This is a genomic window from Bradyrhizobium sp. ma5, from assembly GCF_042258955.1.
Taxonomy (GTDB): Bacteria; Pseudomonadota; Alphaproteobacteria; order Rhizobiales; family Xanthobacteraceae; genus Bradyrhizobium.
Window position 1 is genome coordinate 5072039 of the sequence record NZ_CP170156.1, and the last position, 13681, is coordinate 5085719.

16 protein-coding genes are annotated in these 13681 nt (G+C 65.0%); 5 read left to right on the top strand and 11 right to left on the bottom strand.

Annotated features, from left to right (window positions below):
• Positions 1 to 15 precede the first annotated feature (15 nt).
• Complete coding sequence (gene gatC / locus ACE103_RS23595) at positions 16 to 303, bottom strand: Asp-tRNA(Asn)/Glu-tRNA(Gln) amidotransferase subunit GatC (protein ID WP_207829947.1); 288 nt, start codon at positions 301 to 303, stop codon at positions 16 to 18.
• A 352-nt stretch (positions 304 to 655) separates the two neighbouring features.
• Here gatC and ACE103_RS23600 point away from each other — a divergent pair, with 352 nt between their 5' ends.
• Positions 656 to 832, top strand: coding sequence for a hypothetical protein (locus ACE103_RS23600; RefSeq protein ID WP_375775075.1), 177 nt, complete (start codon positions 656 to 658; stop codon positions 830 to 832).
• A 27-nt stretch (positions 833 to 859) separates the two neighbouring features.
• Here ACE103_RS23600 and ACE103_RS23605 read toward each other — a convergent pair whose 3' ends face one another.
• The 3 genes from ACE103_RS23605 to ACE103_RS23615 all read right to left on the bottom strand — a co-directional run bounded on the left by ACE103_RS23605 (position 860) and on the right by ACE103_RS23615 (position 3352).
• Complete coding sequence (locus ACE103_RS23605) at positions 860 to 1174, bottom strand: NIPSNAP family protein (protein WP_375775076.1); 315 nt, start codon at positions 1172 to 1174, stop codon at positions 860 to 862.
• A 102-nt stretch (positions 1175 to 1276) separates the two neighbouring features.
• The gene (locus tag ACE103_RS23610; RefSeq protein ID WP_375775077.1) at positions 1277 to 2353 is read right to left on the bottom strand and encodes an NAD(P)H-dependent flavin oxidoreductase; all 1077 of its coding nucleotides are present in this window, start codon (positions 2351 to 2353) and stop codon (positions 1277 to 1279) included.
• Positions 2354 to 2371: 18 nt separating this feature from the next.
• On the bottom strand, positions 2372 to 3352 hold the full coding sequence (locus ACE103_RS23615; protein WP_375775078.1) for an NAD(P)H-dependent flavin oxidoreductase: 981 nt from the start codon (positions 3350 to 3352) through the stop codon (positions 2372 to 2374).
• Between the two features lie 116 nt (positions 3353 to 3468).
• On the opposite strand from ACE103_RS23615, the gene ACE103_RS23620 reads away from it, so the two are divergent.
• The 3 genes from ACE103_RS23620 (at position 3469) to ACE103_RS23630 (ending at position 5847) form a co-directional block, all read left to right on the top strand.
• On the top strand, positions 3469 to 4359 hold the full coding sequence (locus tag ACE103_RS23620; protein WP_375775079.1) for a LysR substrate-binding domain-containing protein: 891 nt from the start codon (positions 3469 to 3471) through the stop codon (positions 4357 to 4359).
• A 76-nt stretch (positions 4360 to 4435) separates the two neighbouring features.
• On the top strand, positions 4436 to 4918 hold the full coding sequence (gene ruvX / locus ACE103_RS23625; RefSeq protein WP_375775080.1) for a Holliday junction resolvase RuvX: 483 nt from the start codon (positions 4436 to 4438) through the stop codon (positions 4916 to 4918).
• Positions 4919 to 4920: 2 nt separating this feature from the next.
• Complete coding sequence (locus tag ACE103_RS23630; RefSeq protein ID WP_375775081.1) at positions 4921 to 5847, top strand: AEC family transporter; 927 nt, start codon at positions 4921 to 4923, stop codon at positions 5845 to 5847.
• A gap of 45 nt (positions 5848 to 5892) precedes the next feature.
• Here ACE103_RS23630 and ACE103_RS23635 read toward each other — a convergent pair whose 3' ends face one another.
• The 7 genes from ACE103_RS23635 to ACE103_RS23665 form a co-directional block, all read right to left on the bottom strand.
• The gene (locus ACE103_RS23635; protein WP_375775082.1) at positions 5893 to 7104 is read right to left on the bottom strand and encodes an ABC transporter substrate-binding protein; all 1212 of its coding nucleotides are present in this window, start codon (positions 7102 to 7104) and stop codon (positions 5893 to 5895) included.
• A 222-nt stretch (positions 7105 to 7326) separates the two neighbouring features.
• A complete protein-coding gene (locus tag ACE103_RS23640; protein ID WP_375775083.1) occupies positions 7327 to 8085 on the bottom strand; it encodes a lysostaphin resistance A-like protein in 759 nt (252 codons plus the stop codon).
• Between the two features lie 66 nt (positions 8086 to 8151).
• Positions 8152 to 8922 (bottom strand): lysostaphin resistance A-like protein, encoded by a 771-nt coding sequence (locus ACE103_RS23645; RefSeq protein ID WP_375775084.1) that lies wholly within the window; start codon positions 8920 to 8922, stop codon positions 8152 to 8154.
• Positions 8923 to 8932: 10 nt separating this feature from the next.
• Positions 8933 to 10576 carry an acyl-CoA dehydrogenase family protein gene (locus tag ACE103_RS23650; RefSeq protein WP_375775085.1) on the bottom strand — a complete coding sequence of 548 codons (1644 nt, stop codon included), beginning with the start codon at positions 10574 to 10576 and terminating at the stop codon, positions 8933 to 8935.
• Between the two features lie 134 nt (positions 10577 to 10710).
• Positions 10711 to 11163 (bottom strand): hypothetical protein, encoded by a 453-nt coding sequence (locus tag ACE103_RS23655; protein WP_375775086.1) that lies wholly within the window; start codon positions 11161 to 11163, stop codon positions 10711 to 10713.
• Between the two features lie 35 nt (positions 11164 to 11198).
• The gene (locus tag ACE103_RS23660) at positions 11199 to 11609 is read right to left on the bottom strand and encodes a hypothetical protein (RefSeq protein ID WP_375775087.1); all 411 of its coding nucleotides are present in this window, start codon (positions 11607 to 11609) and stop codon (positions 11199 to 11201) included.
• Between the two features lie 129 nt (positions 11610 to 11738).
• On the bottom strand, positions 11739 to 12485 hold the full coding sequence (locus tag ACE103_RS23665) for a M15 family metallopeptidase (RefSeq protein ID WP_375781169.1): 747 nt from the start codon (positions 12483 to 12485) through the stop codon (positions 11739 to 11741).
• Positions 12486 to 12726: 241 nt separating this feature from the next.
• Here ACE103_RS23665 and ACE103_RS23670 point away from each other — a divergent pair, with 241 nt between their 5' ends.
• Entirely contained in the window at positions 12727 to 13680 is a 954-nt protein-coding gene (locus tag ACE103_RS23670) for an aspartate carbamoyltransferase catalytic subunit (RefSeq protein WP_298368991.1), read from the top strand.
• Position 13681 lies beyond the last annotated feature (1 nt).

The following is a 13681-nucleotide window of genomic DNA, read 5'->3' on the forward strand; positions in this document are numbered from 1 at the left end:
TCCAAGAACAGAGAACTACTCGACCACCTTCGGCACCAGGAAGAAGTGGTTGGTCGTATCGGGCGCATTGCGGACGATGTCGTCGGCGATCTCGCCGTCATTGACCACGTCGGCGCGCTTCTTCATCTCCATCGGCGTCACCGAGGTCATCGGCTCGACGCCGTCGACATTCACCTCCGACAGCTGCTCGACGAAGGCCAGCATCGCGTTAAGTTCGCCCTGGAGATGGGGAACTTCGGCGTCGCTGACCGCGATCCGCGCCAGATGCGCGATGCGGCGGACGGTTGTGGCGTCGACGGACATTATATAGGGCCTCGGGGCTGAAAGGTCAGCCCGCCGTATAGCAGAGGCCGGTTTTGCGCCGCAACCGCGCGAATCCCTCTGCCCCGGGGGCTTCGGCACCCTCGCCGGGCACCCGGGCGAGCCATTCCGGGCCGCAAAAGCCTGCGACGAAACCACTTTGCGGCTGCCACGAAGTGGTGCCGAAACATTCGGGGCGCCTACTCGCTCCAAATCAAAAAGTTCGGAGTGCGTCATGCAAACGCTGGAAAACCGCCCCCGGCCGGAGGGCTGGGATCCCGCCCTGTGGTCGATCGGCACGGTGCTGGGGATTGCGATCCTCTACGTAGCCTGCCTGGTCTGAGCGAGGCGAGCGATGGCCAAGTCCCAGGCAAAAGCTCTGCAGGAAAAGGCCGAGATGTTCGAGCGCCGCGCCCTGCGCGCCGCGGATCCGATCTCCCGGCAGCATTACAGGGAAATGGCCGCGCATTATCGCAGGCTCGCGACCGAGCATCTGGAGATCAACCAGAGCGAGCCCGCACGCCAGGCCTGAGAGTGCGATCCGGCCCGCCGCGGTCGGCTAGGCCTGCTTCGGCAGCAACGGCCGAAAGAACGACCGCTCATAGCGGACAAAGCAGCGCGTCTCCCTCGCGAAGGCGATCGCCTTCTGAACGTCCGGATCGAGCGCTGAATCCTTGCGGTACTGTTCGTAGGCCGCAAGGCTCGGAAAGCTGAAAATCGCCAACGCGACGTCGCTGGCGCCCTCGGACGGCAAGAAATAGCCGTGATGAGTGCCGCCAAACCGCGGCACCAGCTCCAGCCACATCGCACCATAAGCCTCGAATTCGGCGAGCTTGTCCGGACGAACTTCGTATCGCAGATAACAGGTGATCATGCCGTGGTGCTCCTGCGCCAATTGAACTGCCGTCTCTCGATAGCCGGATATCGGAGGCGGCAGTCCGGGGCATACACCGAAATTGCGCAGATGGAGGTGAAATCAGCCCGCCATCTTGCCCATCCGCGCCAGCGCGGCGCCCGCCAGCGCGCGGGTCAGCTCGGCGGCCGGCATCTCCTTGCCCATCCGCACCGCCTGCCCGGCCCAGAGGTTGGTGAAATCGACCTTGCCTTGTTTTTCGGCAGCCGCCTTCAGCGGCCCGAGGGCGGTCGCCGCATGCGGGAACGCCGGCGCGTCTGGTGAGATCGGGCCGACCTCGCGCATCACGCGGTTGGCGACACCGCGCGCCGGGCGGCCGGTCATCACATTGGTGATGACGGTCGATTCATCGCTGGCCTGCGCCAGCGCGACACGGCCCTGCGCGGTCACCTTGGATTCCGGACAGCGCAGGAACGCCGTGCCGATCTGCACGGCGGAGGCGCCGAGCGCAAAGGCCGCAGCGATCCCGCGTCCGTCGGCGATGCCGCCGGCCGCGACGACCGGCACCTTCACCGCATCGACCACCTGCGGCAGCAGCGAGAACGTGCCGGGCTGCTCGGCGATGTCATCGGTCAGGAACATGGCGCGATGGCCACCGGCGTCGGCGCCTTGCGCGATGACGACGTCGGCACCGTTCTCCTCGAGCCAGATCGCCTCCTTCACCGTGGTCGCCGACGACATCACGATGGCGCCCGCTGCCTTCACCCGCTGCAACAGCTTCGGCTCCGGCAGGCCGAAATGGAAGCTGACGACTTCGGGCTTCAGCTCCTCGACCACGGCGCAGAAGGCCGCATCGAACGGCGCGCGGTTCGCCGCATTGATCGGCGCATCCGGATCGAGGCCGTGTTCGCGATAGTACGGCCCCAGCCGCTGCCGCCATGCCGCCTCGCGCGCCGGATCGGCGTCGACCGCCTTGTGGCAGAAGAAGTTGAGGTTGACCGGCGTCGACACGCGCTGGCGGATGATGTTGACCTGCTCACGCGCCTTCTCGGCCGAGAGCATCGCACAGGGCAGCGAGCCGAGCCCGCCGCCCTGCGCCACCGCGATCACGAGCTCCGCATCCATCACGCCGGCCATCGGCGCCAGCACGATCGGGAATTCGGTCTTGAAACGATCGATCAATCGATGGTCCGGCCACATGGTCTATCTCGCGCTTGTTCAGGACAAAGAGGAAAGAGAGTTGCGCCGGCCCTGCAACGTCTGCTCGGCCTCGGCGACGATGCGGCCGACGATCTCGGCCGCGGGGACGATATCATGGATCAGCCCGACGGACTCGCCGGCGAACACCGCGGCAACATCGAAATTGGCCGCTTCCCTCGCGGCGGCGTATTCCACCGCGACCTCGTCGGCGCGTTGCATCAGCTCGATCTCGCGGCCAGACCAGCGCCGCAGATGATCGTTGGAGAGCGAGCGCGCGGTGAACGGCGCCGGCCACATCAGCTTGCGCGACCAGTCCATCACCACGCCGCGCACCGTCTCGCCGCTCTTCGCGGCGCAGATCAGCTGCTTCGCCCGCTCGGGCGCGTCGGCCTCGGCGCTGGCATAGAACCGCGTTCCCATCAGCACGCCGGATGCGCCAAGCATCATCATCGCCGCGAGGCCGCGGCCATCGGCGATGCCGCCGGCTGCCACGACAGGGACGCGCCCTGCTGCGAAATCGATGATCGCAGGCACGATATCGAGCGTGGTGCGCGACGCACCGTGACCACCCGCCTCCGTGCCCTGCGCAATCAGGATGTCGGCGCCGCAATCGAGCGCTTGTTGCGCCATCTCCTCGCTCTGCACCTGGCAGATCAGCAGCGCGCCCGCGGCTTTGATCCTGGGCGCGAACGGTGCGGGATCACCGAATGACAGCATCACCGCGCGCGGCCGCGCCTCCAGTGCGATCTCGATCAGCTCCGGCTGCTTCGCGAGGCTCCAGGTGATGAAGCCGATCCCGAACGGGCGATGATATCGCCTGAGCATCGCAGTCTCCGCCTCGAGCCAAGCCCGGTCTCCATAGCCGCCGCCGAGAATGCCGAGGCCGCCCGCGTCGCTCACCGCCATGACCAGCCGGCTTCCCGTGATCATCGCCATCGGCGCCGCCAGGATCGGATGCGCGATGCCCAGACGTGCCGTCAATTCGGTGCCGATCGGCATGCGTTGCTCCCTGTTCTGGACTGCTGTTCTGGACTCGCAGCCTAAGCGGGCCTAACATTCTCGGAAAATGAATACTAGAGAACGCTACCATCTCTAAAATGAAACGGTGGTCCCAGATGGAATTGACCGACCTGCTCACCTTTTCCACGGTCGCCCGGCTCGGCGGCATCACGAGGGCCGCCGACGAGCTGAACACCGTGCAGTCCAACGTCACCCAGCGCATCAAGGCGCTTGAGGCCGAGATCGGCACGGCACTATTCGAGCGTCACAGCCGCGGCATGTCGCTGACCGGCGCCGGCCGCCGCCTCCTGCCGTACGCGCAGCGCATGGCGGCACTGTCGCGCGAAGCCGTGCTCGCCGCGCGCGACGATGGCGAGCCGAAGGGGCCGCTGTCGATCGGCTCGATGGAGACGACCGCCGCGGTGCGGCTGCCGACGCTGCTTGCCGAGTTTCATCGCCGCTATCCGGCGGTGCGTCTGACCTTGCGCACCGCACCGACCGCTGACCTCGTCGCCGCCGTGCTCGACGGCTCGCTCGACGGCGCCTTCGTCGCCGGTCCGATCGAGCACGCCGAACTGTCGGCGACATCGGCCTTCACCGAGGAACTGGTGCTCGTCACCGCGCAGCGCTGGAAATCGCTCGCCGCCTTGCGCGCCGGCACGCCGGAGTCGGGCCCGACCGCGCTCGTGTTCCGCACCGGCTGCACCTACCGGCAACGGCTCGAACAGGTGTTCACCGAGTTCGGCTGGCCGTCGGCCGCCCGCTTCGAGCTCGGCACGCTCGACGGCATGGTCGGCTGTGTCGCCGCCGACATGGGCGTCACCGTGCTGCCGCGCGCGGTCGTCGAGCGCGACCACGTCCAGCGCGACATCAAGATCCACAAGCTCAGTCCGCAGCATGCGCATGTCGAGACGCTGTTCATCCAGCGCCGCGCCACGCACCAATCCAGCGCGTTGCAGGGACTTGCCGCATGCCTTTCCGGCGACGATCGGGTGATCGCCGCCTGACCGGCGTTTTCGCATGGACGGCTGCTTGCCGCCGGGCTTTGCCTCGGCGCGCGGGTGCGTGCTAAAGCGCAAGGTCATGCCCGCCCCCATCCTCCCCCTGATCGAAGCTGTGCCGCATTGGCCCGAGCGCGGCGCGCTGGTCGGCCTCGACCTCGGCACCAAGACCATCGGCGTTGCCGTCTCCGATCCGGACCGGCGGCTCGCGACCGGCGTCGAGACCATTCACCGCAAGCAGTTCAAGGCCGACGCCGCGCGGCTGTTCGCGATCGCGGCCGAGCGCAACGCCGTCGGCTTCGTGCTGGGCCTGCCGATCAACATGGACGGCAGCGAGGGCCCACGCGCGCAATCGACCCGGGCCTTTGCCCGCAACCTTGCAGGCCTCACTACGCTTGCGATCGGGCTGTGGGACGAACGGCTGTCGACCGCAGCCGTCGAGCGCGAGCTGATCGGTATGGACGTCAGCCGCGCCCGGCGTGCCGAGGTGATCGACGAGCATGCCGCAATCTTCATCCTGCAGGGCGCGCTCGACCGGCTGGCGAAGCTGCGCGGAGACCGCTGACGATGGCGGTGGTGATCGCGGCGCTGTTGCCGGTGTTCTTGCTGATCGTGCTCGGCTTCGTCCTGAGGCGCACGCTGATGCGGCTCGACACCCAATGGCACGGGCTGGAACAGCTCACATACTACGTGCTGTTCCCGGTGCTTTTGGTGCAGACGCTGGTCAAGGCCGATCTGACCAAGGTGCCGGTCGCGGGCGTCGGCGGCGCGCTGCTGCTCGCGGCGCTCGTGATGTGCCTGCTCTGTCTTGCGCTGCGCGGCCCGCTCGCGCGCGTCGGGGTCGACGGCCCCGCCTTCTCCTCGATCTTCCAGGGCGCCACCCGCTGGCAGACCTATGTCGCGCTGTCGGTGTCGGGCAACCTCTATGGCAAGGTCGGACTTGCACTGGCCTCGGTGGCAATGGTCGCGATCATCCCGCTGGTCAATGTCTTCAGCGTCGCCGTGCTGGCGAAATATGCCTCATCCGAGAAGCGGTCCGCCGGCGCCATCGTGATGACCGTCGTGAAGAACCCGCTGATCTGGGCCTGCGTGATCGGGCTCGCCATCAACGTCGCGCATGTCCCGCTGCCGAAGATCTGGCACGACGTCGCCGACGCGCTCGGCGGCTCGTCGCTGGCGATCGGCCTGCTCGTGACCGGCGCCGGGCTGCATCTGGCAGGCATCTTCCGTCCCAGCCTCGCCGCCAGCATCGCGTTGGTGCTGAAGCTGGTCGCGATGCCCGTCCTGACCGTCGCGCTCGCGGTGTGGTTCGGCATCACCGGCGCCAATCTCGCCATCGTCGCGGCCTGCGCCGCGGTGCCGACCTCGCCGTCAGCCTATGTGCTGGCACGGCAGATGGGCGGCGACGCGCCCCTGCTCGCCCAGATCATCACGCTGCAGACGATTTTGGCCGCGATCACGATGCCGATCGTGATTGCCGCGGTCGGGCCGTAGCATGCGGCCTGCGCTCGCAGGCTCGGCTCGCAGTGCTGATCGTCGCTACTTCCCACTCGAACCGGTGAATGCCGTATCGAGCACATCGCCGATCGGCTGCCAGCTGCGGCCATCAAACTGCAACAACCGCAATTGCTCGACCGGTCGGAACTGACCGCTGTTGATCTTGATGCCCGGCAGCAAGGCGGACGCCTGATAATCCCTGAGCGCCGCGGCCTGCCTCATGACGTTTTCGCGCGACAGGTCGTTGCCGCATTGCCTGAGCACCTGGACCATCGTTTCGGCCTCCGCGTAACCATAGACTGCGGCTGCATCGTCCTTGCCGCCGGCCTTCGTATACTTGTCGAGGAAGCTGTGCCAGGCGCCCTGCTCTTCCCTCCAGGCCGGATCGCTCGCATCCTTCAGGAAGGCGGCGGTGATGACGCCGGTTGCATTCTCCGTGCCGGCCGGCTTGAGCACCGTCTCGATCGATGACGCCATCTGGTTCACGACAAACACCGGCCGCCAGCCGTGCTCGGCCGCCGCCCGGATCACCTTGGTGGCATTTTCCGGCACTCCGGCAAACACAAAGACCTCGGCGCCCGATTGCTTCAGGATCGAGATGTGGCCGTCCAGATGCTGATCGTCGACATCATAGGCAATGTCGACCCTGATGTTGTGGGCGACATCACCCAGCCCCTGCACCAGCCCCTTGAACAATTCCCGCCCGAACTGGTCATTCTCCCAAAGCGCCACGATTTTCTTTCCGGGATAGAAGGCCTGGATGTAGTTGGCGTAGATCCGTCCCTCCTCGCGGTACGAGGGCTGCCAGCCCATGGTCCAGGGATAGAGAGACGGCTCGCTGAGGTCCTGATCGCCGGAGACAACAAAGAGTTGGGGGATCTTCAGTTCGTTGAGATACTTCCGCACCGCGAGATTCCCGGGCGTGCCGAACGAACCGAACATCAAGAGCACATTGTCAGTCTCGACCAGAATGCGCGTCAGGTCCATGGAGTTGGACGCATCAGACAGATCGTCGTAGGACATGAAACGGATCTTGCGGCCATTGATGCCGCCGCGTTCGTTGATCATCTCGAAATAGGCGGCTTCGGCCTTGCCGATCTGGCCGAAAATCTCCAGCGCGCCGCTGTACGGCATCAGGTTGCCGATGCGGATTTCGGTATCGGTAACGCCCTGATCGCGCACCTGCTGCGTGATGGCGCCGAGGGACGCCAGCGCGACGACGCTGGCCAAGAGCGTTCGGATCAACCTAGCCATGACAAGAGCTCGCACGAGGGCAGCCGCCGCTGCCTAGTTTCGGTCCGGCCCGCGCTCGTTCATTGATCTAGATTATAGCACTGTGAGGGGGCCGCCTGCATCCCCCTCAGTCAGGTTCCCGATGGGCGGCGACGCGCGGCTGCTGGTTCCGGACCATCACGCTGCAGACGATCGCGGCGACCACTACGATGCCGGTCGCAACTTCCTTGGTTGCAGACAATCCTAGGTGTAAGGGCCCGTCGAGAGAAACGCGACAATGTTCATGGCCGAATGAGCAATGACCGTCAGCCAGGTCGAATTGCTGCGCCAGCGGAAATGGCCGAGAGCAAGACCTGAGACGAATATCCAGAAGCGCCCAAACCAATCGTACTGAGTGTGGATCATCGCCCACGCGATTGATGTAAGGACGATGGCACCCGTCGGACCGAGGAATGACTCCGACCAACCGCGAAACGTGAATCCACGAAAGATGAATTCTTCCATGATCGGCACGGCAATGCACACAGCAATGAGGAGGGCCAGTAACCCGCCAGGTCCTTTGACAATCAGGAATGAATCGGGCGTGCCAAACTCTGAACCAAAGAGGAGTCCGCTCAGGGTCTCGGCGCCCATAATGATGGCAGAGATCAACAGGGCGCGAACTACCTCACCCCTGCTCGGCCAGTTGAGCGCAAGATATTCGGCAAACCCGCGGCCAGCCTTCCGGATCGCGATCCACAGCACGGCGATGGTCAACGGGCTCGCAATGGCAATGACCGGGCCGAACCATCTCCCTTGCGATGCGAAATCCTGGAATTGAGCCGGCGACATCTTGGCTACGCCGTCTTGCAGCCCGACGATGAATGTCGCGGCTAGACCTCCTGCCAGCATATAAACGCCGTAGGCAATCAGGGTGACGAGTGTCGTCTCCCAGAAGTCCCAGGTCCGCAGTGGCGGCGCCGAAGCAGATGTCCGCGCACCGGCATTTTCGAAGTTCGACATATGGGATTTTTCTGCAACAATTTTGCAGCGAAGGTGGGCCTAGCTTCAACCTAACATATGGAACAGTCAGCCCGCCAGCCACCAGGTCTGCAGCGTCGCCGCAAAATTGTTCAGCCCGTGCAGCAGGATGGTTAGCCAGGTCGAACCGGTGCGGAAGCGCAGATAACCGAACAGGAACCCGATCGACAGGACCTCACAGAGAAAGAACCAGTCGTACTGGAGGTGCATGAAGGTCCAGACGATCGACGACAGCAGGATCGCGCCATAAGGGCCGAGCCTGGATTCCGACCAGCCGCGATAGAGCCAGCCGCGCGCGAACAATTCTTCCCAGAGCGGCGCGGCCACGGCAAAGGCGATCACCAGAAGCCACAGCGCGCTGTGCTCCTGCGCCGATTTCAGCACGTCGCCCATGAAGCCCGGCGTCACCTCGCGGCCGGCGGCGCGGGACACCATGTCCCAGGCGCCGACCAGCATGCCGAGCGCGACGACGCCGATGATCACGTTCTTCCACGACGTCCCGCGCAGCCCGAGGTAATAGGCGAACGGGATCCCAGTGCGGCGGATCGCGAACCACAGCACCAGCAGCACCATCGGCAGGCCGGCGAGGACCGAGAGCGAGATCGTCAGACCGTCGGCGACCACATGGGTGATGCCGGCCGCCGACAGTTCTCCGCCCTGCGCAATGATGCGGTAGACGATGACCGTGACCTGGCCGAGGAACATCGCGGCGAAGATCAGAAGGCCCCACAGCGCGGTGCCCCAGAACTTCCACACCCGAGGGGGACGTGGCGGCGGTTCGATAGCAGCCGGCGGGGTATCGGGATTGAGTGCGTCCATCAGCAAACTTTCATGGCAGCGCCCGCGCCAGCAGCGCGCGCTGATCGGCATCGGAAAGGTCCACCGCGCCGTACATGCCGGCGTGGCTTTCGGCAAGCCGTGTCGCCGCAAACAATTCGGCGTTCCCCGGCGATACCTGGTTGAGCGCCGCGGCGGCGGCCAGCAGCGCCAGCTTCTCGACGGCAAGCCGCGCGATGCGCTCGCTGTCCGGCCGGCGGAAGGATTGTCCAATCGACGTAACCGCCTCGGCGGCGCCAGGCAGGCCCCTGGTCTCCTCGGCGAGTGCACGAAACACCGCGAGCGCGGCATCGGCCTCGCGGCCGAGCGCGCTGAGCACGTCGAGGCACATCACGTTGCCGGAGCCTTCCCAGATCGCGTTGACTGGCGACTCCCGGTAATGCCGCGCGAGAATGCCCTCCTCGACATAGCCATTGCCGCCGAGGCACTCCATCGCCTCGTAGAGGAAGCCGGGTGCGCTCTTGCAGGTCCAGTATTTGATCGCCGGCGTCAGCAGCCGCATATAGGCGGCCTCGCCCGCATCGGTGGGTGCGCGATCGAAGGCGCGGCACAGCCGCATCACCAGCGCGATCGACGCCTCGACATGCAGCGCCATGTCCGACAGCACCGCCTGCATCAGCGGCTGGTCGGCGAGATGCTTCTGGAACACGCTGCGATGCCGCGCGTGATTGAGCGCATGCGCCAGCCCCGAGCGCATCAGGCCTGCGGATGCGATCGCACAATCCTGCCGCGTCAGCTGCACCATCTGGATGATGGTGCGGATGCCCTTGCCTTCCTCACCGATCAATTCGGCATGGGCGCCGTGGAATTCGACCTCGGATGAGGCATTGGAGCGGTTGCCGAGCTTGTCCTTCAGCCGCTGGAAGTGGATCGCATTGACCGTGCCGTCGGGCGCAAAGCGTGGCATGAAGAAGCAGCTCAGCCCCTGCTCCGCCTGCGCCAGCACCAGGAATGCGTCGCACATCGGCGCCGACATGAACCATTTGTGCCCGGTGATGCGCCAGGCGTCGCCATCGCGCTCGGCGCGCGTCATGTTGGCGCGCACATCGGTGCCGCCCTGCTTTTCCGTCATGCCCATGCCGAGCGTCATGCCGCGCTTGGTCCACCATGGCGCAAAGCTCGGATCGTAGGCGCGCGTGGCGATGACCGGCATCGTCTTCGCCAGAATATCGGGCTGCGAGGCCAGCGCCGCGACCGAGGCACGCGTCATCGTGATCGGACAGAGATGACCGGTCTCGACCTGGGACGCGATATAGAACCTTGCCGCGCGCACCACCTCGGCCGCGCCGCCGGCCGGCTTGCCGTCGGCGGTCCAGGTCGAGTTGTGCACGCCGGCATGGGCCGAGTGCGCCATCAGCTCGTGATAGGCCGGATGAAACTCGACCTCGTCGCGGCGGTTGCCCCTGGCATCGAAGGTTCGCAGCTTCGGTGTGTTCTCGTTGGCGACGCGGCCACGCTCCGCCATGACGGCCGATCCCCAGTGCTTGCCGAAATCCGACAGCTCCGCTGTGGCGCGCGCCCCGCCATTGGCGACGACGGCGGCAGCGAGCGGCGCGTCCGCCGTGAAGAGGTCGACACCCCAAAATGGCGGCGACTGGTTGAAGACATCGTGGGTGGCGAACGGAGCCTGCGTCATGGTCTCCCCGGCGATTGGTCGCACTGCGCGCGATGCCCGGACAACGGTCTTCGTTGGCAGCAGCAGTCCCGTAACTGGAATCGGGGGATCATAAGCCTGCAGGCCGGCACGGGGCAGCGAAAAGTACACGTCCGCTAGATGCTTCCATGCTTCGGCGCATGACGGCCGAGCCAGCGGTCGACCCAGTCATTGGCGCGGGTCCGGTTCGCCTCCCTCCTGGACGCCTGGACCGGAAAGATGTCGCCGCGGTTCAGTTGCCGGTTATCGGGATATTCAGCCAGTTGCAGGTTGGATTCGTGCGCGGCGCCGTCCACCGGAGAGATGTAGGCAAACCGGATCTCGATCTTGTGCTTGATGTCGGAGCCCTGCCATTTCGGATGGTGACGCGCCAGAAGTTCGGTGAGTTCGCAAGGCAACAGATCGGAGGTCGAGCTCCGATTGTCCTCGGTCTTCTCCAGATAGCATTGCTCCTTGACGCTGCTGACGCGCGCGTCGATCGGTCGGAAGTTCACCCGCTTGTCGAGCTCGATGTAGACATAGAGGCCCGCGACGCCGATCGCGATGATGCCGTAGAGCCCCAGACGCATAGTCGAACTCCCATCCTGTCGGACCGCTGTGACGGTCAGATCATGCGCGTCTTGTCTGCCTTGGTCTTGGAGGCCAGTACCGGAAAAACCTCGCCGGCGCGCAGCGGCTTGCCGCTGGGGAAGAACGACATCTCCAGGCTCGACCGGTGCGAGACGCCATCGACCGGCGAGACATACACGACGCGCACCTCGATCTTGTGCATCACGTGATAGCCCTGCCACTTCGGATGCTCCTTCCGCAGCAGCTCAGCGGTTTCGCAGCGAGTGAGGTCCGACGTGAACGTCGTCTTGGTGATGACGCCGCGCTCGACCTTTTCCAGATAGCACTGGTCATTGACGCTGCTGATGCGCGCATCGACGCGCTGATAGTTCGCGCCCTTGTCGTACTGGTCGTAGATCGCGATGCCGAACGCACCGACGGCAACAATGACAACAGCCCAACGCATGTTTTCTGCTCCCGCAATGCCCGCACTTCATACGGCCACAATTAAGGAGTGTTGAAAGCGCATTCGGCTACTTTTGCGATGGCAAGCCTTGTCTTACGAAAATGTCCCGGATTTGAAGAAAATCCAGCACTAGCGCGCCCGCGCGATCGGGAAGTCATATGCTGCCGCGCTCGCTCCCGGCAGCGAGAAATGCCACCATTCCTTTGAATAGTTGGCAAACCCCTGCCGGGCCATCGCCGCGACCAGAAGGTTGCGCCAGCGTCGCTGCGCCGGCGTGATCGCGCCGGAGGCGGTGTGACCCTTCGCATCAGAGCAGTCATAGCCGGTGCCCATGTCGACGCTGCCCTCGGGCGCGCGCGCGGCGACCGGCGCGGTGCAATCGGCATAGTCCTTGGCCGGATCGAATTTGCGCGAATTGTCCGCGGTCAGATCAACCAGCGTGAGATCGACCGCGGCGCCGGTCGAATGCCCCGAATGCGTGGCGATGTAGCCGAGGCGGAACAGATCCGCCTTCGAGAACGCCGGGTTGTAGCGCCGCTCGGCGGCGGTCTCCTTGCCGTTCCTCGACCACGCCACCATGTCGGCGACCGCGCGCACCGGCCGGTAGCAATCGAACATCTTCAGCGACAGGCGTTGCCGCGCCAGTTCCTGCTGCACGGCCTTGAGCCGCAGCCCCACATCCCGCTTCACCACGCATTCCGGCGCGCCATAGCCCGCGATCGGCCGCCCCATGAAATTGTTGGAGGTCGCGTAGCGGATGTCCTGGATGATGGTCGGATCGATCTCACGCAGGAACACGAAGCCGCCGGGCAGGCCCTGAGCGAAGGCGGAAGAGATCACCCCGAAGACCAGCAATGCGATCACGGCGAATTTCACGAATTCTCGCTCCGCTGTCTTGCCTGCATGGCCGTCCAAGGACTACCTCGCCTATGCTCCGCCTGAACCCGGCCGTGCACGTCTTGTTCCCGAAAAACCAGCAAAAGCAAGGCCCGGACAGCTCGCAACAAGCCCGGGCATGATGGCGGAGAAACCCAGCCCCATCTTACTCGGGGAAAACTCCTGCGGGCCCTCTTCGCGCTTGCCCCACCGGCCATCCACGCCTATAGCTCTCGCTTTAATGACCCCATCATTGAAATCGACTTTTGTCCTCGGTCACCGGCATCTGCTGGGCATCGAGGGCCTTTCCGCTGACGACATCACGGGCCTGCTCGACCTCTCCGAGGAGTATGTCGAGCTCAACCGCCAGGTCGACAAGAAACGCGCCAGTCTGCGCGGCCGTACCCAGGTCAATCTGTTCTTCGAGGCCTCGACCCGGACCCAGTCCTCGTTCGAGATCGCCGGAAAACGCCTGGGCGCCGACGTTATGAACATGTCGGTGTCATCGATGTCGACCCGCAAGGGCGAGACCTTGATGGACACCGCGGTGACGCTGAACGCGATGCACCCCGACATCCTGGTGGTGCGCCACCATGCGTCCGGCGCGGTCGAGCTGCTGGCGCGCAAGGTTGACGGTTCCGTGATCAACGCCGGCGACGGCGCCCACGAGCACCCGACCCAGGCGCTGCTCGATGCGCTGACGATCCGGCGCAACAAGGGCCGGATCGAGGGGCTGACGATTGCGATCTGCGGCGACGTGCTGCATTCGCGCGTGGCGCGCTCCAACATCTTCCTGCTCAACACCATGGGCGCCCGCGTCCGCGTGGTGGGGCCCTCCACGCTGCTGCCGCGCGGCATCGAGCGGATGGGCGTCGAAGTCGCGCGCGACATGCGCGAGGGGCTGAACGGCGCCGATATCGTGATGATGCTGCGGCTGCAGCGCGAGCGCATGAACGGTTCCTTCGTGCCGTCGAGCCAGGAGTACTTCCACTATTTCGGCCTCGACCAGAAGAAGCTCGCATACGCCAAACCCGATGCGCTGGTGATGCATCCGGGCCCGATGAACCGTGGTGTCGAGATCGACACCTTCGTCGCGGACGGCGCGCAATCGCTGATCCGAGAACAAGTCGAAATGGGTGTGGCGGTGCGCATGGCAGTGCTCGAAGCGCTCGCCCGCAACCTGCCGAACGCGTGAC